The organism is Prauserella isguenensis, assembly GCF_014191605.1.
In the GTDB taxonomy this organism is placed as follows: domain Bacteria; phylum Actinomycetota; class Actinomycetes; order Mycobacteriales; family Pseudonocardiaceae; genus Prauserella; species Prauserella isguenensis.
Genome location: NZ_JACHWU010000002.1, coordinates 380,387 through 399,107, shown reverse-complemented (window position 1 = coordinate 399,107; position 18,721 = coordinate 380,387). Strand labels below are relative to the sequence as shown.

General features: G+C 71.7%; 16 protein-coding genes. 8 read left to right on the top strand and 8 right to left on the bottom strand.

The features are described 5' to 3' along the window. Positions 1-31 precede the first annotated feature (31 nt). The 4 genes from FHS23_RS10300 to FHS23_RS10285 form a co-directional block, all read right to left on the bottom strand. Entirely contained in the window at positions 32-928 is an 897-nt protein-coding gene (locus FHS23_RS10300) for a 3-methyladenine DNA glycosylase (protein WP_183652285.1), read from the bottom strand. Beyond that, positions 918-1,964 carry a CNNM domain-containing protein gene (locus tag FHS23_RS10295; protein ID WP_183652282.1) on the bottom strand — a complete coding sequence of 349 codons (1,047 nt, stop codon included), beginning with the start codon at positions 1,962-1,964 and terminating at the stop codon, positions 918-920. The genes FHS23_RS10300 and FHS23_RS10295 overlap by 11 nt, the downstream gene beginning before the upstream one ends. After that, a complete protein-coding gene (locus FHS23_RS10290) occupies positions 1,961-3,277 on the bottom strand; it encodes a hemolysin family protein (RefSeq protein WP_183652279.1) in 1,317 nt (438 codons plus the stop codon). The genes FHS23_RS10295 and FHS23_RS10290 overlap by 4 nt, the downstream gene beginning before the upstream one ends. 244 nt (positions 3,278-3,521) lie before the next feature. Then, positions 3,522-4,100, bottom strand: a complete 579-nt coding sequence (locus tag FHS23_RS10285; RefSeq protein ID WP_183652276.1) for a TetR/AcrR family transcriptional regulator — start codon at positions 4,098-4,100, stop codon at positions 3,522-3,524. Between the two features lie 437 nt (positions 4,101-4,537). Between FHS23_RS10285 and FHS23_RS10280 the strand changes: the two genes are divergently transcribed. From FHS23_RS10280 to FHS23_RS10260, 5 genes are all read left to right on the top strand, one after another. Beyond that, positions 4,538-5,785, top strand: a complete 1,248-nt coding sequence (locus FHS23_RS10280) for a glutamate-cysteine ligase family protein (protein ID WP_343053806.1) — start codon at positions 4,538-4,540, stop codon at positions 5,783-5,785. A 119-nt stretch (positions 5,786-5,904) separates the two neighbouring features. After that, the gene (egtB, locus tag FHS23_RS10275) at positions 5,905-7,305 is read left to right on the top strand and encodes an ergothioneine biosynthesis protein EgtB (protein WP_183652272.1); all 1,401 of its coding nucleotides are present in this window, start codon (positions 5,905-5,907) and stop codon (positions 7,303-7,305) included. 3 nt (positions 7,306-7,308) lie between these two features. Continuing rightward, entirely contained in the window at positions 7,309-8,082 is a 774-nt protein-coding gene (gene egtC, locus FHS23_RS10270) for an ergothioneine biosynthesis protein EgtC (protein WP_183652269.1), read from the top strand. After that, entirely contained in the window at positions 8,079-9,050 is a 972-nt protein-coding gene (egtD, locus tag FHS23_RS10265; RefSeq protein ID WP_183652266.1) for an L-histidine N(alpha)-methyltransferase, read from the top strand. The genes egtC and egtD overlap by 4 nt, the downstream gene beginning before the upstream one ends. 147 nt (positions 9,051-9,197) lie before the next feature. Further along, on the top strand, positions 9,198-9,755 hold the full coding sequence (locus FHS23_RS10260) for a nitroreductase/quinone reductase family protein (RefSeq protein WP_183652263.1): 558 nt from the start codon (positions 9,198-9,200) through the stop codon (positions 9,753-9,755). Here FHS23_RS10260 and FHS23_RS10255 read toward each other — a convergent pair. After that, entirely contained in the window at positions 9,727-10,287 is a 561-nt protein-coding gene (locus FHS23_RS10255; protein WP_183652250.1) for a GNAT family N-acetyltransferase, read from the bottom strand. The genes FHS23_RS10260 and FHS23_RS10255 overlap by 29 nt on opposite strands. Positions 10,288-10,447: 160 nt before the next feature. After that, entirely contained in the window at positions 10,448-13,228 is a 2,781-nt protein-coding gene (locus FHS23_RS10250) for an aconitate hydratase (RefSeq protein ID WP_221219421.1), read from the bottom strand. Positions 13,229-13,605: 377 nt separating this feature from the next. Between FHS23_RS10250 and FHS23_RS10245 the strand changes: the two genes are divergently transcribed. Further along, a complete protein-coding gene (locus FHS23_RS10245) occupies positions 13,606-14,304 on the top strand; it encodes a nitroreductase family protein (protein ID WP_183652244.1) in 699 nt (232 codons plus the stop codon). Positions 14,305-14,372: 68 nt separating this feature from the next. Here FHS23_RS10245 and FHS23_RS10240 read toward each other — a convergent pair whose 3' ends face one another. Together FHS23_RS10240 and FHS23_RS10235 are read right to left on the bottom strand one after the other, a co-directional pair. After that, positions 14,373-15,869 (bottom strand): flagellar basal body protein FliL, encoded by a 1,497-nt coding sequence (locus FHS23_RS10240; RefSeq protein WP_183652242.1) that lies wholly within the window; start codon positions 15,867-15,869, stop codon positions 14,373-14,375. A gap of 74 nt (positions 15,870-15,943) precedes the next feature. Further along, on the bottom strand, positions 15,944-16,456 hold the full coding sequence (locus FHS23_RS10235; RefSeq protein ID WP_183652239.1) for a hypothetical protein: 513 nt from the start codon (positions 16,454-16,456) through the stop codon (positions 15,944-15,946). Between the two features lie 155 nt (positions 16,457-16,611). Here FHS23_RS10235 and FHS23_RS10230 point away from each other — a divergent pair, with 155 nt between their 5' ends. Continuing rightward, on the top strand, positions 16,612-18,003 hold the full coding sequence (locus tag FHS23_RS10230) for an NlpC/P60 family protein (RefSeq protein WP_183652237.1): 1,392 nt from the start codon (positions 16,612-16,614) through the stop codon (positions 18,001-18,003). Positions 18,004-18,128: 125 nt separating this feature from the next. Further along, positions 18,129-18,623 (top strand): molybdenum cofactor guanylyltransferase, encoded by a 495-nt coding sequence (mobA, locus tag FHS23_RS10225; protein WP_246382059.1) that lies wholly within the window; start codon positions 18,129-18,131, stop codon positions 18,621-18,623. Positions 18,624-18,721 lie beyond the last annotated feature (98 nt).

Below are 18,721 nucleotides of genomic sequence, written 5' to 3'. Positions count from 1 at the left end.
CGTAACCACCCTAACAGCCCAGCCCGTCGGATCACTGTGATTCGGATCCGACTTCCGTTCCCGAAAGCAACCCGCGGTAGAGGGTGATCAACCGTTCGCGTAACGGAGCCGCGCGTCGGGCGAAGGCAGCCTGGTGCCGGGCGTACTCGGCCCGGCCGGCCGCGGTCTCGATCGGCACGGGCGAGTAGCCGAGCGCCGACAGGTCGTACGGACTGGCCCGCATGTCGAGCACGCGGATGTCGGCGGCCAACTCGAAACAGTCGCCGAGCAGCTCCGACGGCACGAGCGGACCGAGCTTGTAGGCCCATTTGTACAGGTCCATACCGACGTGCAGGCAGCCGGGCTGGTCCAGGTCGCGCTGTGTCTCCCTGGTCGGCTGCAGCATGTTGAGCGGTCGTGCCTGCTCGGTGAAGAACCGGAAGGCGTCGAAATGGCCGCACCGGATGTCGAGGCTCTCGACGACGTCGTCGGTGCCGCTGGATCCCAACCTCAGCGGTAACTGAGCGTGTCGAACCTCGTCCGGCGGGTGGCGATACACCATCGCCCATTCGTGGAGGCCGAAACAGTTCAGACGAGGTGGGCGCGCCGCCGTCGCCTCCAACAGCGAGACGGCGCGGCCCGCCATGCGGGCGCGCTTCGGCGGCAGCACCGGATCGGCGTGAACGCCGTCGGGCGTCTCCACGTATCCCGTGCGGTCGAGGAACCGGCGGGCGCGCTCGCCGGTCAGCAGCACGCCGGCGCCGGGCTGCCAGCGCTCCAACTGAGCGGGCGGCAGGGAGTAGTACGTGAACAGGAAGTCCAGCACCGGATGTTTCTCGCCCCGGGACCGGCGGGCCTGGTGCGGGCCCGTCCACGGCCGCATGCGGGCGACGTGGGTCTCCTCGCGGGCGCGCCACTCCGGTTCGCCGAGCACCGTGTCAGGTGACATGTGTGCCGTCCCGCACCGTGCCGACGTACTCCTCCACGAGGTCCTCCAACGCCGCCACCCCGACGACCTCGCCGTCGTCGTCGGTGGCGGTCGCCAGGTGGCTGCCTTCCCTGCGCATCGCGGACAACGCCGTGTCCAGCCGGGCGTGCACCGGCAGCTGGGTCAGTCTGCGGATCTTGTTCGCCGGAACCCGCGCGTCGGAGTCGTCGCCGAGGTGGGCGAGCACGTCCTTGACGTGCAGGTACCCGACGAGCGTGCCGTCGCCGGTCCGCAGTGGGTAGCGGGAGAAGCCCGTGGCGGACACGGCGGCCTCCACGTCGCCGAGCGTCGGATGGTCCGGCACCGTCCTCAGGTCGGACATCGGCACGATGATGTCGGCGACGGTCTTGTCGGCCGACGAGAGGGTCTGCGACAGCCGCCGGTGTTCGGCGTGCTCGAGGAGACCTTCCCGCCGCGACTCGCTGAGCAGCGCGGCCAGCTCGTCGGAGGTGTAGCCGGTGTCGACCTCGTCCCTCGGCTCGACCCGCATGAGCCGCAGCACGCCGTTGGCGATGCCGTTGAGCAGCCACAGGAACGGGTTCACCAGCCGGACCCACGCGACGTGCACGGGCACGAGCCACAACGCCATCCGCTCGGGCTCGGCGATCGCGATGTTCTTCGGCACCATCTCGCCGACCAGCACGTGCAGCAGCGTGATGGCGACGAGCGTGACGACGAAGGCGACGGCGTGGACGACGTACGCGGGCAGTGGCACACCGAGCGCGTGCACGGCAGCCTCGAGCCGGTGCGCCACGGCAGGTTCGCCGAACTGGAGCAGCAGCAGCGAACACACGGTGATGCCCAGTTGCGCCCCGGCGAGCATCAGCGAGACGTTCCGGCCCGCCTTGATGACGATTCTGGCTCGGCCCTTACCGGCTTCCAGCAGTGCTTCGAGACGGTCGCGCCGGGACGAGATGAGCGCGAACTCGGCGCCGACGAAGAACGCGTTCAACGCCAGCAGGACCCCGATGAGGGAGATGGCGACCCAGTCGTTCACGCAGGCACCTCCCGTCGTTCGACGCGGATCTCGGCGATGCGGTGCCGGTCCATCTCGGTGACGGTGAGCCGCCAGCCGTCGATGTCGACCGCGTCGTCGACGTCGGGGATCCGGCCCAGCCGTTCGAGGATCAGCCCGGCGATCGTCTCGTAGTCGCCGTCGGGCATGGCGAACCCGGTGATGTCGGCGACCTCGTCACCGCGCAGTTGGCCGGACACGGCCCAGCTGTCGACGCCGATCTGCTGGGAGGAGGGTTCCTCGCGGTCGTCGTGCTCGTCGCGGACGTCGCCGATGATCTCCTCGACCACGTCCTCGAGCGTGACGAGCCCGGCGCTGCCGCCGTACTCGTCGACCACGATCGCGAGCTGGAACCGGGACGCGCGGAGCCTGTCGAGCAGCGCGTCGCCCGGCAGCGACTCCGGCACGGTCGGGACGGGCCGCATCACCGAGCCGATCGACACGGTGCGGCGTTCATCCGCATGGACCGTGAACGCCTGCTTGACGTGCACCGCGCCCTGTACGTCGTCGAGGTCCTCGCGGTACACGGGGAAGCGGGACACGCCGGTGCTGCGCGACAGGTCGACGAGGTCGGCGACCGTGTCCTCGACGTGCAGCGATTCGACACGGACGCGCGGGGTCATCAGTTCCGCCGCGGTGCGTTCCCCGAAGCGCAGGGAGCGGTCGAGCAGCTGGGCGGTCGCGATGTCGAGCGTGCCGCTCGCGGCGCTCGTGCGCACGATCGAGCCGAGCTCCTGGGGTGAGCGCGCCGAGCGCAGTTCCTCCTGCGGCTCGATGCCGAGCTTGCGGACGACGACGTTGGCGCTGTTGTTCATGAGCGCGATGAGCCAGCGGAACAGCGCCGAGAACCGGGAGTGGTACCCGGCGACGGCCCGCGCCGTCTTGAGGGGGAGCGAGACGGCCAGGTTCTTCGGCACCATCTCGCCGATCACCATCGAGAGCGCCGTGGCCAGCAGCATCGACAGCACCAGCGACGTGCCCCGGGCGGCGCCGTCGGGCAGTCCGATTCCGGTCAGCACCGGGCGGATGACCTGGCCCAGCAGCGGTTCGGCGACGTAACCGGTCAGCAGGGTCGTCAGCGTGATCGCGACCTGGGCTCCGGAGAGTTGGAACGAGAGGGTGCGGTGCGCCTTGAGCACGGTTCGGGACCGCCGGTCGCCGACCTGGCGGACGTTGGCCTCGATGGTGCTGCGTTCGAGCGTGGTGAGCGAGAACTCGGCGGCCACCGCGAGGCCGGTGCCGACGGTCAGCAGCAGTACGACCAGCAGGCCCCCGATGGTGAGCAGGACGTCCATCAGAATGCGCCGCCCGGGGCCGGATGGGCGGGGCGGGCAGGGGGAGACATCAGCGAGCCGGGTCTGTCACCCGGCCGAATACTGTCTCCCGGTGACTGCGCATCGCGCACGAACGACGTCACTCCTCGAGAACACGGGCCAACAGGGGATACGGGTATCTTAACCAGGACAAACGGCGGTGACGGTGGCGGCGTTCCCGAACCGGGCGGGTGTGGGTGACCGGGCTGCCCGCACCGGGGAACGGTCAGTCGCCCCGGTGCCGGCGGACGCTGTCCTCGACGACGTCCAGGACGGGTTCCAGGTCGTCGGCGGGCAGGCCCATGGCGAGGTGCGAGACAAGGCCTTCCAGGACGAGCTGAAGGTACTCGGCGAGCACGTCGACGCCGATGTCGTCGCGCAGGTTGCCGGACCGGCGCTGCCATTCGAGTCGCTTGCGGGTGGCCGTCGTGAGCTGTTGCGAGTGCTCGGCCCACCGGCCGCGGAACTCGGGATCCGTGCGCAGCCTGCGGGAGACCTCCAACCGGGTGCCGAGCCAGTCGGCGGGATGTTCGGAGTCGCCCGCCAGCAGATCGCGCATCACCTGGACCAGTCCCTGCTGCGCGACGACGTCGGCCATGCGGGCGGCGTCGTCCTCGGCGAGGGCGAGGAAGAGTGACTCCTTGTCCCGGAAGTGGTGGAAGATGGCGCCGCGTGACAGGCCGGTGGCGTCTTCGAGCCTGCGGACGGTGGCACCTTCGTAGCCGAACCGTCCGAAACACAGACGTGCCCCGTCGAGGATCTGGCGCCGGCGCGCCTCGAGGTGGTCCTGGCTGACCCGTGGCATTCATCGATCTTGACACCGCGTGTGCACCGGATGCAAACCGTACGTACGTACTGGGAGTGGCGTGTCGTGCCCGCTCCGCGGCCTGCCCGCCCGGCCCCGGGGACACCGGGGTAGCGGAAGGCTGCGGGGCAGGGGGTAGCGGAAGGCTGCGATTGTCGGTGGGCGCCGGTAGCGTCCGACACCGACGGTCCTCGAGCGGATGCGGTGGTCGCATGACGGCGATGCACGGTTCTGTCACACCAACCCCGGGCGCCACAACCCCGGAACGGGAACGCCCGACCCCGGACAGCACAGCGCCCTACAGCACAGTCCCCGACAGCACAGCGCCCGACAGTCCAATCCCGGACAGCACAGCCCCCGGCAGGGTCGGCTCGGGCGCCACGACCCGGCACGAACGTGCACCGGGCACACCGGGCCCGGACGGTCCCGACGCCCCGGTGCCGGACGCAGCGCGGGAGACGGCCGCCGAGGTCGCCGCATGCGCGATCGCCGATCGTGCCGAAGGGGAGGCGTACGTCGCCTCCGTCTGTTTCAAGCACGGACCGCCGCGACTGACCGGTGCCGAACTCGAGTTCCTCGTCCACGACGCCGCCGACCCGCGCAGAGCCCCGGACCGCGACCGGCTGTGCCGCGCGCTCGGCCGGCATGCCCCGCCCACGCTCGCCGCCGGCGGCCGCGCGGCTCCACTGCCGTCCGGATCGGCGCTCACCCTCGAACCGGGCGGTCAGGTGGAGATCTCCACCCGTCCGCACGCCTCGATCCCGGCCTTGGTGTCCGACGCGGGCACCGACCTGGCTTACGTCACCGATCTGCTCGCCGGTGAGGGGCTGGTCCTCGGCGAGCAGGCCATCGACCCTCTGCGCCCGCCGCGGCTGCTGCTCGACACGGCGCGCTACGCGGCGATGCAACGGCGGTTCGCCGCCATCGGACCCGCGGGCGCCACGATGATGTGCAGTACCGCGGCGGTGCAGGTGTGCGTCGACGCCGGTGAGCCCGGCACGCTGGAGTCCCGGTGGGCGGCCGTCCACGCGCTCGGCCCGGTCCTGCTCGCCCTGTTCGCCAACTCGCGCAGGCACACCGGTCGCGACACCGGGCACGCCTCGGCGCGCTGGCGTGCCGTGATGGAGACCGAGCCGGCGCGTACCGACCCGGCTGCAGCCGGAGGCGCGGTCGATGATCCGCCCGCGCGCTGGGCCGCCCGCGTGCTGGACACGCCGCTCATGGTTCGCAGGCGCACGAGCGGAGCGTGGGACGCGCCCGACCGGCTGACGTTCGCCGACTGGATCGCCCGCCGCGGCGTCGCCCGGCACTGGCCGCCGCCGACCTTCGGAGATCTCGACTACCACCTGACCACGCTGTTCACGCCGGTTCGGCCGCGCGGGCACCTCGAGCTGCGTTACGTCGACGCGCAGCCCGCAGGCCGGTGGGTCGATCCCGTGGCGCTGGTGGCAGCACTGCTCCGGGGGCCTGCCGTGGTCGACCGCGTCCGTGAGGTCTGTGCCCCCACCGAGGGCCGGTGGGTCGACGCCGCCCACTTCGGGCTCGCCGACCCGGCGCTGCACCGCGGTGCTCGCGCCGTCGCCGAGCTCGGTTGCGACGGGCTGGCAGACCTCGGTCTGCCACCGGCACTGATCGACGAGATCACGGCCGCCGTCGACGTCCGGCTCGGCTCGCAGCCCGGCTGACCCTCCGGCCGGCCGGCATCGCCCGGAAGGCCGCGCGGGTATCCCGTCCGTGTCCCGCCACCACGCAGTCCCGCCCACCACGCAGTCCCGTTCGAGGCAGTCCCGTTCGAGGAGGAAACATGGCCGCGTTCGACCGTTCCCCGGCGTCCGCCCAGGACGTCGTCGCCGCTCCCGACACGACCGGCACCGCAGGCGCGGGCCCGAGTGCGGAGGGCGCCGACGCGCTGCGTGCTCACGCCGCGGCGGCGCTGGATCGGGCGCGCCGGCGCACGGCGACGCTCACCGACATCGACGACGCCGAGCTCACCCGGCAGCATTCGAAACTCATGTCGCCGCTGGTGTGGGACCTCGCGCACGTCGGCAGCCAGGAGGAGATCTGGCTCGTGCGCGACGTCGGCGGCCGCGAACCGCTGCGGCCCGACATCGACGATCTCTACGACGCGTTCCAGCACCCGCGCGCCGACCGGCCCGAACTGCCGCTGCTCGGCCCGGACGAGGCACGCGCCTATGTCGGCCAGGTGCGGGAGAAGGCGCTCGACGCGCTCGACCGTGTCCCGCTGCAGGGCGACCGGCTCACGAAGTCGGGTTTCGCCTTCGGCATGATCGCCCAGCACGAGCAGCAGCACGACGAAACGATGCTCGCCACCCACCAGCTGCGGCGGGGTGATCCGCTGCTCGACGCGCCGGCACCGCCCGGCAGGCGCGCCGGCCCGCTGCCGGAGGAGGTCGTCGTCCCCGCGGGCTCGTTCGTCATGGGCACGTCGGTGGAGCCGTGGGCGCTCGACAACGAACGGCCCGCCCACGAGGTGCACGTCGACGGGTTCGCCCTCGACACGGTCCCCGTGACGTGCGAGCGCTATGCCGCGTTCCTCGAGGCCGGCGGGTACGACGATCCGCGTTGGTGGAGCGAGGCGGGCTGGGCGTACGTGTCCGGCCACGGCATCACCGCGCCACGGTTCTGGTACCGCGACGGCGGTCGCTGGCGGAGGTGTCGGTTCGGCGTGGACGAGCCGGTGCCTGCCGACGAGCCGGTCCTGCACGTGTCGTTCCACGAGGCGGAGGCCTACGCGGCATGGGCGGGTAAGCGGCTGCCGACCGAGGCGGAATGGGAGAAGGCGGCCCGCCACGATCCGGTCTCCGGCCGGTCCCTGCGCTACCCATGGGGGGACGACGACCCGACGGCCGATCGCGCCAACCTCGGTCAACGTCACCTGCGTCCCGCACCGGTCGGCGCCTACCCGGACGGTGCTTCGCCGGTGGGGGCGCACCACCTGATCGGCGACGTGTGGGAATGGACGTCCACGGACTTCTGCGGCTACCCGGGGTTCACCGCGTTCCCGTACCGCGAGTACTCCGAGGTGTTCTTCGGCGGCGACCACAAGGTGCTCCGTGGCGGCTCGTTCGGCACCGATCCGGTGGCGATCCGCGGCACGTTCCGCAACTGGGACTACCCGATCCGCAGGCAGATCTTCACCGGTTTCCGCTGTGCCCGCGACCTGACGCGCGACGAGGTGATGTGAGCGGTGTGCCGCCATCTCGCGTACCTCGGAACACCGGCCTCTCCCGCAGGTCCGCTCGTGGGGGCGCCGCACGCGTTGCTCGTGCAGGCCCACGCCCCCGCGGACATGCGCGGTGGCGGCACCGTCAACGCCGACGGCTTCGGCCTCGCCTGGCTGGCCGACGACGGCGGACCACCGGTGCGGTACCGGCGCGCGCGTCCCGTGTGGACCGATGAGACGCTGCCGCGGCTGGCCGAGACGTTACGGTCGGCGGCGTTCGTCGGCGCGGTGCGATCGGGCACCCCGGGGATGCCGGTCGAGGAGGGTGCCTGCGCGCCGATGGTCGACGACCGGTGGATGTTCAGCCACAACGGCGTGGTGACCGGCTGGCCGTCCTCGGTGGCGGGCCTCGCGGAGAAGCTGCCCGTCGTGGATCTGCTGGGCATGGAGGCACGCACCGATTCGGCGTTGCTGTGGGCGCTGCTGCGGCAGCGGCTGGCCTCCGGTGGCGACCCGGTGACCGAGGTCGCGCAGTTGGTGTCCGATGTGGAGCGCGCGGCTCCGGGGTCTCGGCTGAACCTCCTGCTTACCGGCCGCGACCTGCTGGTCGCGACGGCATGGACCCATTCGCTGTCGGTCCTGGCCCGTTCCGGCGGCGTGGTCGTGGCCTCGGAACCGTACGACGACGATCCGGCGTGGCGATCCGTGCCCGATCGCCACCTCGTCGTGGCCCGCCGGGACGGCACCGGTGCAGCCATCGACCGGATCATGACCCTCGACGAACGGAGATCCGCGTGAACGACGTGATCATCGAACGACACCGCACCGGGGAGGATCTGACCGCGGCGCTGCGCCGCGACGTCCGGGAAGGACTGTCGGCGCCTCAGAAATGGCTGCCCGCGACGTGGTTCTACGACGCACGGGGCAGCGACCTGTTCGAACAGATCACCGCGCTGCCCGAGTACTACCCGACACGCGCCGAGCGCGAGGTGCTGTTGCGCGAGGCCCCGGCGATCGCCGCGGCGACCGGGGCCCGCACCCTCGTGGAGCTGGGCGCCGGCTCGAGCGAGAAGACGCGGGCGCTGCTCGACGCGCTGCGGTCGGCCGGGACGTTGACAGGCTTCGTGCCGCAGGACGTGTCCGCCTCGGCGCTGACCGAGGCGGCCGAGGCGATCGCCGCGGACTATCCGGACCTCGTCGTGCACGGCGTCGTCGGGGACTTCACGGTGAACCTCGGCGAGCTGCCCGGCACGCCGCCGCGAGTGGTGGCGTTCCTGGGCGGCACGATCGGCAACTTCCCGCCCGCCGAGCGCGCCACGTTCCTGCGGTCGGTGAGAGAGGTATTGAAGCCGGGGGAGTGGCTGCTGCTCGGAACGGACCTGGTGAAGGACCCCGCCACGCTCGTGGCCGCCTACGACGATGCGCGCGGTGTGACGGCCGAGTTCAACCGCAACGTGCTGACCGTGCTGAACAGTCGCCTCGGCGCCGATGCCGACCCGGCCGATTTCGAGCACGTGGCCGCCTGGGACGCCGAGCACGAGTGGATCGAGATGCGCCTGCGCGCCCGCCGCGATCTCGTCGTGCACGTGCCGGGTGCCGGACTGGACGTCGAGTTCCGTGAGGGTGAGCACCTGCGGACCGAGGTCTCCGCCAAATTCCGACCCGACGGCGTGCGGGCCGAACTCGCCGACGCGGGCTTCACGCGTGAACACTGGTGGACCGACGAGGCGAACCGGTTCGGCGTCTCCCTCGCCCGCGCCGTCTGACCGGCCGCGGGAGCCCCACCCGCGTGCCTGCACTCCGCCCCGCGTGCCTGCGTTCGGACCGCTGAGACGCGACTGCCGCGCGGTGTCGTGCAGCAGTCGGGAGAATCGGTGTGCAGTGCCGTGGTCCGGAATGGTCGAATGTCCGGTATGCGGAACCCTTTGCCCACCGTCGCCCGGGTGCTCGGCCGTCGGCGGTCGTTGATGAAGCTCGCCGAGGGCATCGTGTGGGCCGACACCCGCCTGCATCGCGCCTCCCGGGGCCGGGCGAGCCTGGTCGGCATCGCCGGGCTGCCGTCGCTGCGGCTGATCACGACGGGGCGGCGGACCGGCCGGTTGCGGGAGAACAACCTGCTCTACATGCCCGACCGCGACACCCCGAACCGCGCGGGCCGGACACGGAACAGTGGATGCGCCACAGGGGAGGGGGTGGGCGACGGCGACGAGGTCTTCGTCGTCACCGGATCGAACTGGGGGCGCGCCCACGAGCCGGCCTGGGCGCTGAACCTGCGCGCCTGCCCGGACGCGCGGGTGCTCGTGCGCGGCAGTGACGTCCCGGTGCGTGCCCGTGAACTCACCGGTCTGGACCGCGAGGCCATGTGGCGGCGCCTGCTCGGGTTCTGGCCCGGTTACGCGATGGAACGCGACGAGGCGGGCCGCGACTTCCCGATCTTCGTGCTCACCCCGGACGCGGATCGCTCGCGATGATGCCCATCACGATCACGTCGTGCCAGATGCCGTCCCAGAACAGTGCGCTGCGGTGGATCCCTTCGCGGACGAACCCGCACTTCTCGTAAACCCGCTGGGCCCGTACGTTGAAGTCGAACACCTCGAGTCCCACCCGGTGCAGTCCGGCCACGTCGAAGGCGTAGTCGCGCACCAGCCGGGTCGACTCCGTGCCGTAGCCGCGGCTGAAGACCTCGGGCCCGAGCAGCGAGATGCGGTAACCCGCCGCGGCGTTGGGTGCGTCCAGCTCGTGCAGCACCGCCTCGCCGAGGAACGCTCCCGTGGCTGCGTCGGTGATGGCCCAGTCCGCCCGGTCGTGATGGTCCGCCCGGGTGGCGAGGTGCCGCCGCACCTCCTCGTCGCTGAACGTGTGGTGCGTCCCGGTCAGCCTGCGACCCACCGGGTCGTCCAGCATCCGCCGCACTCCGTCGAAATGCTTTTCGGCGAGCGGCACGAGGCGCACCCGGTCGTCGGTCAGCACCGGTAGGTCGCGAAAGACGTCGGAGGGGATCACCCCGACACGGAACCATCACCGGGGCGTGCGCGCGACCGATTATCGCCGGGACGGACGTATCGCACCGACAGGTCCCGACCACACGATCGCACGGGGCACGGGACGCGAACGGCGCCGCGAGCCGGAGGGCCCGCGGCGCCGTCTGTCGCATGGAACGGAATCAGGACTTCGTCAGGTTCCGCAGCACGTACTGCAGGATGCCGCCGTTGCGGTAGTAGTCCGCTTCGCCGGGCGTGTCGATGCGGACGTCGGCGTCGAACTCGACCTTCTGGCCGTCGGCCTTGGTGGCCGTGACCTTGACCGTCGACGGGGTCACACCGTTGTTCAGCTCGGTGATGCCGGCGATGTCGTAGGTCTCCGTGCCGTCGAGGCCCAGCGAGGACGCCGAGGAGCCCTGCGGGAACTGCAGCGGCACGACGCCCATGCCGATCAGGTTCGACCGGTGGATGCGCTCGAACGACTCGGCGATCACCGCGCGCACGCCCAGCAGGCGCGTGCCCTTGGCCGCCCAGTCACGCGACGACCCGGAGCCGTACTCCTTGCCGCCCAGCACGACCAGCGGCGTGTCCTCGGCGGCGTAGTTCTGGGCCGCGTCGTAGATGAACGCCTGCGGACCGCCCTCCTGCGTGAAGTCGCGGGTGTAGCCGCCCTGGACCCCGCCCTCGACGACAGCGTCCAGCAGCAGGTTGCGCAGCCGGATGTTGGCGAACGTGCCGCGGATCATCACCTCGTGGTTGCCGCGGCGCGAGCCGTACGAGTTGAAGTCCTTGCGCTCGAGGCCGTGCTCCTTGAGATACCGGCCCGCGGGCGAGTCCTCCTTGATGGCGCCGGCGGGGGAGATGTGGTCGGTGGTGACCGAGTCACCCAGCAGCGCCAGCACGCGGGCACCGGAGATGTCGGTGACGGGCTCCGGCTCGGCGCCCATGCCCTCGAAGTACGGGGGCTTGCGGACGTAGGTGGACTGCGAGTCCCACTCGAACGTCTTGCCCTCGGGCGTGGGCAGCGACTTCCAGCGCTCGCCGCCGTCGAACACGTCGGCGTAGTCCTTGGTGAACATCTCCTGCGTGATCGCCGAGTCGATCGTCTGCTGGATCTCCTGCGGGGAGGGCCAGATGTCGGCCAGGAAGACGTCCTTGCCGTCGGTGTCCTGGCCGAGCGGCTGGTTCTCGAAGTCGAAGTCCATCGTGCCCGCGAGCGCGTAGGCGATGACCAGCGGCGGCGAGGCCAGGTAGTTCATCTTGACGTCGGGGTTGATCCGGCCCTCGAAGTTGCGGTTACCGGACAGCACCGACACGGCCGTGAGGTCGTTGTCCTGGATCGCCTGGGAGATCTCCTCCGGCAGCGGACCGGAGTTGCCGATGCAGGTCGTGCAGCCGTAGCCGACCAGGTGGTAGCCCAGCTTCTCCAGGTACGGCCAGAGTCCGGCCTTCTCGTAGTAGTCGGTGACGACCTGCGAGCCCGGGGCCATCGACGTCTTGACCCACGGCTTGGCCGACAGGCCCTTCTCGACGGCGTTGCGGGCGAGCAGCGCGGCGCCGAGCATGACCGAGGGGTTCGAGGTGTTGGTGCACGAGGTGATCGAGGCGATCACCACGGCGCCGTGGTCGAGCACGAACTCGCCGCGCTCCTCGGACGTGACGGTGACCGGCTTCGACGGACGGCCGGTGGCGCCGTTGGCGGCCGACTGCACCGCGACGGAGTCCTCGTCGGCGAACGACAGCGCGGGCGCGTCGCTGGCCGGGAAGCTCTCCTCGACCTTCTCGTCGATCTTCGTGTGCGGCGTGGCCTGGTCGTCCTGCACGTAGTCGCGCACCGACTTGCGGAACGACGTCTTCGCGTCGGTCAGCTCGATGCGGTCCTGCGGGCGCTTCGGCCCGGCGATGGAGGGCACGACCGTTGACAGGTCCAGCTCCAGGTACTCGGAGTACTCCGGCTCGCGGGCCGGGTCGTGCCACAGGCCCTGCTCCTTCGAGTAGGCCTCGACGAGCGCGAGCTGCTCCTCGGAGCGACCCGTGAGCTTGAGGTACCGGATCGTCTCCTCGTCGATCGGGAAGATCGCGGCGGTGGAGCCGAACTCGGGGCTCATGTTGCCGATCGTGGCGCGGTTGGCCAGCGGCACGGCGCCGACACCGTCGCCGTAGAACTCGACGAACTTGCCGACCACGCCGTGCTTGCGCAGCATCTCGGTGATGGTCAGCACGACGTCCGTCGCGGTGGCGCCGGGCGGGATCTGGCCGGTCAGCTTGAAGCCGACGACCTTCGGGATGAGCATCGACACCGGCTGGCCGAGCATCGCGGCCTCGGCTTCGATGCCGCCGACGCCCCAGCCCAGCACGCCGAGGCCGTTGACCATCGTGGTGTGCGAGTCGGTGCCGACGCAGGTGTCCGGGTAGGCCTGGCCGTTCCGGGCCATGATCGTGCGCGCCAGGTGCTCGATGTTGACCTGGTGGACGATGCCGGTGCCCGGCGGGACGACCTTGAACTCCTCGAAGGCGTTCTGGCCCCAGCGCAGGAACTGGTAGCGCTCCTTGTTGCGCTCGTACTCGATCTCGACGTTGCGCTCGAACGCGTCGGCGCGGCCGAAGATGTCGATCACCACCGAGTGGTCGATGACCATCTCGGCGGGCGCGAGCGGGTTGACCTGGTCCGGGTCGCCGCCGAGAGCGGTGACGGCCTCGCGCATCGTGGCGAGGTCGACCACACACGGCACACCGGTGAAGTCCTGCATCACCACGCGGGCGGGCGTGAACTGGATCTCGGTAGCCGGGTCGGCCTGCGGGTTCCAGTTGCCCAGAGCGCGGATGTGCTCCGCGGTGATGTTGGCGCCGTCCTCGGTGCGCAGAAGATTCTCGAGGAGGATCTTCAGGCTGTACGGCAGCCGCTGCGAGCCCTCGACCTTGTTCAGGCGGAACACCTCGTACGAGGCGTCACCGACCTTCATTGTGTCGCGAGCGCCGAAGCTGTTTTTGCTGGCGGGTGCAGTCACGTCTCACTCCATGCGGCGGTTAGTTCGGGTACCCAGGGCCGAGTCTTGCGCACCCCCGTCGCGCCCGCAGAGGTGGGCTCGGACAATCCCTGCGCCATAAACAGTACGCTTGTCCTTTTTTGTATTCAACCAAGGGTGCGGCCGGATGCCGCCGGAACGTGTGTGATATCCGCCGCCGTCCCGGTCGGGCATGTGCCCGGCGACGGCCGGCAGCTCGGGTCCCGGGCGGTCGGGCACACACGGCGGCCGTCGCGGTGATAAGGCTTGGACAGGCCGGCGGCACGGGCATCCGGCCCGTGCCGGGCCACCGATCACCCGGGAGGGACCCGATCATGACCGACGGCGCGACCGCCGCCACCCGCACCGGCGACACCCGAACCGCCGACGAGGAGCGGCCCGGCGAGGAGCCGAGGGCACTTGACGTCCTGTATTCGACGCCGGCCCGCCGCTATCTGTCGCCGGAGCCGATTCCGGACGAGGTGCTGTGGGAGATCCTGGACGCCGCGGTCAGGGGCCCCTCCGGCGGCAACCGGCAGGACTGGGGCTGGGTCGTGGTCACCGACCCGGAGGTGAAACGTCGGATCGCGCCCTGGTACCGCGCCAACTGGGAGCGGGCCTACGGTCACCGGCGGGCGGAGTTCCTCGCGGGCACGGCCGAGGGGCTGAGCCCCGCCGGGTTCCGGGGCGCCGAGCACCTGGCGCACCATCTCGAAGAGGCGCCGGTGTGGGTGTTCCCCGTGCTGCGGGGAGCGGCGGCGGCCACCGACCCCCGCACGGGCGCGTCGATCTACGGCGCCGTGCAGAACCTGTGCCTGGCCGCCCGGGTACACGGCATCGGCACGTCGCTGACCACGCTCTACGCCGGACACGAGGACGAGCTCCGCACGCTCCTCGGACTGCCGGAGGACGCCCTGACCATGGCGCTCATCCCGATGGGCTACCCGGAGCGCGGCCGGTGGGCGCGGCCGAAACGGGCCCCGGTCGAGGAGGTCGTGCACTGGGGAGCGTGGGGCGTCCACTCCCGGCGCTGACGCGCGCGGCACGACGAACGCGGGCCCGCCGACGTCCCCGGCACCGGGCCCGCGTTCGGGTCGGCGGCTCAGTTGCCGCCGAGCATGATCCCCCTGAGGTCGCCCGGCTGCATGCTGCGCATGACCGTCAGGCCCAGCTCGGTGAGCGTGCGCACCGGGCTGACGTAGTGCTTGCCGTCGACCTCGGTGGTGACCACGCCGACTCCCTGCTCCATGATCCCGCCGACGAGGTTGGAGACCATTCCGGCCACGGCGGGCGGCATGTCCGCGGCGTCCTCGCCCGCGGCCAGCTGGGCGAGTTGGTCGGCGCACAGCCGCTCGCTCCGGCCCCGGGCCTGCATCTCGTAGCAATCGCCGGACTTGGTGACCGTGACGCTGTCGCCCTGGACCGAGACCGTGACCGACGTGATCGTGGCCCGCGTGCCGCCCTGGACCTCGGTGTTCTCGGTCTGCAGGTCGGTGACCTCGGCTCCGGGCGCGCCTTCCAGGTCGCCCGCCTCCTCGAGCAGCAGCGGGCCCGCGTCGTGCAGCACCGCCATCTCGTCCGGCGGCAGCAACTCGATGACGCGTTCCAGGTCCCCGCCCAGGGCGGCGTTGACGACGCCCTTGATCGCCTCGTCGGGCGAGCCGGCGCCTTCTGCGGGGATCGACTGCGAGGGCCAGGCGAGGCCTTCGTCCTGCAGGGCGTTGTCGGCGATCGTGTAGAAGAGGCTCGGGTACCATTCGCCGTTCTCCTTGACGGCGGCGATGCGGACCGGTTCGTCGACGTCCTCGGCGAGGTCGACGGTCTCGGTGTCCGTGACGGTGGTGTCGCCGTCGAACATCCGCTCCTTGAACTCGGGCGTCAGCGGCAACTCGGCGGCATCGCCCTTGATCGTGATGGTGCCGCCGGTGAGCTTGGTGATCGCGACGCGGTCGTTGACCCGTTCCTCGGCCTGCTCGTCGAACCGCAGGTTCCTCGCGGTGACGCTGAGGCCGCTGAGCTGTTCCGGGTCGGCGTCCTCGGTGAACACGCCCAGGCGTTTGTACTCGGCGACCGCCTCGTCGAGCGGGTCGGTGAGCAGTGCGGACTCGGACGGGGCGAGGCTCGTCAGCGCCCCGGCGAGGTCACCACCCTCGAACGACGTGGCGAGTGTGCGCACGGCTTCGGTCGGCGACGAGGCGCCGGCTGCCACGGAGCTCTGCTGGAGAAACGCGAAATAGCTGCCCACCGCGCCCGCGGCGACGACCAACGCGACGACGAGCCCGATGATCAGACCGCGCTTCCGCCCGGTGCCCGCTGGAGGCGGGGGCACGGCTCCGCCGGGCTGGTACGGACCGGGCGGGCCGTAGGGCTGCTGCGGATACCCGGGCCCGCCGTAGCCCTGCCGGGACTGCGGCTGCCCGTGGGGCGGCTGCGGCTGCCCGCCGTACGGCGGCTGCCCGTGGGGCGCATACCCGCCCGGCTGCTGGCCGTACGGTGGTCCGGGCTGCTGTGGTCCGGCCTGTCCGTACGGACCCTGCCGCCCCGGATGTCCGCCCGGCTGGTTCGCCCAGGGATTCCCGGGGCCTTGCGGAGTGGTCACGATTCCCACCTGCTCTGTGTCGATCCCGGTGCGCGCGGGCGCGTGCACCGGTGGTGCTCCGGCTCGCCGGCCGGTCAGCGGTGTCGGGGTGGCGTGCCGGCCCCCGCGGTGGCCGCCGCCCGCGGGGGCCGGGGCCCGGCCGCGCGGCCGGCGAGCGCCACGGCGGCGAGGGCCGCGACGAACGCCAGTCCTGCGCCGAGGGCGGTCACCACGGGGCCGGTTCGGTCGATCCCGATCAATCCGTCGTGGTCGCCCGCTTGGACGGCGACGAGCACCCCGACGGTTCCCACGGCGAGGGAGAGAATCAGGCACGCCGCCGCGGCGGTGCGGACGAACCGGGTGACCAGTGCGGCGGCGCAGACCGCGGCCAGCAGCGGCACGGCCGCCCACCCGGCCAGTGCCTGTTCGGCACCGCCCGCGAGGTCGAAACGCTCGACGAGGCCCGCGGCCTCGTAACTGTTGCGGGTCACCGCACCGGAGAAGAACCACGGCAGGAACGTGCCGACGACGGTGAGGACGACGCCGATGCCGGTGAGTGCGCTCGCGACGAGGCGCGCCACGACCGCCGTCGCACGGGTGCTGGGCATACGTCTCATCCTGCGCGGTACGCCAGACATTCCGGGTCGAGATCCCCCACCTCGGGGAAATGTGACAAGCGAGACCGATGTTTCCCATGTGGCGAATGGTGATGCCGGGGTCGTAATGGCAGAGTTCTGCTCGGAGTAGCAGGAGGTGGGATCGGATGCGGACGAGCGTGGACCGAACGGCGCGGACGTCGGCGTCGTCGTCGACGCGACCGGGTGGACGGAGGTCCGGAAAGGGGCTCGCGGCCGGGGTGTTCGCGCTCGCGGTGCTGCTGGCGGCTCCGCCCGCGGCCGTCGCGGTGCCACCGCCGCCGCCGAACCCGAGCGACGCCGAACTCGACGCGAGCCGCGCGGAAGCGTCCGAGAAAGCCGGCGAGGTCGGACGACTCACCAGCCGTCTCGCCGACGCCGAGGCCAAACTGACCACCCTCCGCAACCGGGTGGAGCGGAAGCTGGAGCAGGCCAACAAGGCCCGGGTGGACCTGCAGCGGGCGCGGGCGGAGGCGGACACGGCCGACTCCGAAGCGGAGTCGGCGCGCGCCGAGGTCCGGACCGCCTCGGGCGCCATCAGCAACGCGCGGCAGTCCCTGGATCGCTTCGTGGCCGCGAGCCACCGACAGGGGACCACGGTCGGGTCGCTGAGCGCCTACCTGGGGGCCGATTCGCCGAAGGACCTGCTCGCCCGTGAGCAGTTGCTGGGCGCCGTCGGCGGCAGCGAGCTGGACGCGCTGGGCAGCATGAAGCGTGCGCAGGTGCGCAAGTCGAACAAGGAGGCGGCCGCCCGGCAGGCGTTGGAGAACGCGCGCCAGAAGAGGGCCGCGGCGGCGCGGGCGAAGACCGCCGCCGAGCAGGCGCAGCAGGCGGCCGTCGAGGCGCGCAACGGCCAGGCCTCCCGTGCCGAGGAAGTCCGGGCCGAGAAGAGCGCCGTCGAGCAGCAGTTGCAGGAGGCGCGCTCCCACGTCGGCGGGCTCGAGGGGCAGCGTGACCGGTACGAGGCTTGGCTCGCCGAGAAGGAGGCCGAAGAGGCGGCCCAGGCGCAGCAGGCGGCCGCCGCGGCGTCCGGCGGCGGGACGTCCGGCGGGGGCGCGTCGGCTCCGGCCCAGCAGCCCCAGGCCGCGTCGGTCCCGACGGGCGCGAGCGTCGAAACCGTCGTCCAGCGCGCGATGTCCCAGCTCGGGGTGCAGTACGCCTGGGGCGGCGGCAACGCGCACGGCCCGACGTACGGCATCCGGGACGGCGGCGTCGCCGACGCCCACGGCGACTACGCCAAGATCGGCTTCGACTGTTCCGGCCTGATGATCTACGCCTTCGCCGGGGTGCAGGCACTGCCGCACTACAGCGGGTACCAGTACGACGCGGGACGGAAGGTGCCGCTGTCGCAGATGCGGCGCGGCGACATGTTGTTCTGGGGCAACGGCGGCATCCACCACGTCGCGCTGTACCTCGGCAACGGGCAGATGATCGAGGCGCCGTACTCCGGCGGGCACGTCCGCGTGGTCCCGGTGCGGTACGGCGACATCCTCCCGTACGCCACTCGCCTCATCGGGTGATCGCGGCGCGCGGGCCCCGGCGGGCCGAGACGGGACACGCAGAGCCGGCGACCGGGCCGAGCTCGTACGCGGGTGTCGTCGTCGCCGGTGGTGCCGCCGAGCGGCTCGGCGGGGTGGACAAGCCGATGCTCGAGGTCGGCGGACGCACCCTGCTTGCGCGATCACTGGCAGCCCTGTCCGGTGCCGATCCGGTGGTGGTGGTCGGGCCGCGGCGACCAGGGGTGGACGGCGTGGTCTGGACCCGGGAGCAGCCGCCGGGGGCCGGCCCGCTCGCGGCACTCGCCGCCGGGCTGGCGTTCGTGCAACAGGCGCGCGTGGTGGTACTGGCCGGGGATCTGCGCGGCGTCACGGCGGCCGTCGTCGACCGCCTGCTGGAGGCGCTCGACGGGCCCGACGACGGCGACCACGCCGATACGCCGGACGGCGCGGTCCTCGTCGACGCGGACGGTCGCAGGCAGTGGCTGCTCGGAGCCTGGCGGACGGCGTCGCTCCGTGCTGCCCTTCCCGCCGACCCCGCTGGCGCATCGGTGCGCCGGGTGCTCGGCGGGCTCGTGATCGTCGACGTGCCCGCGCGCGGCGACGAGGCCGCCGACGTCGACACCGCCGACGACCTGCCGTGAGGGCGGAGTGGTTCACAGGCGTCATACCGGGACTCGGGTTCCATGGAACCCTCCACCTCACCCGCCGGGTGCGCGCCCGCGAGCGGTACGGTCCCGGC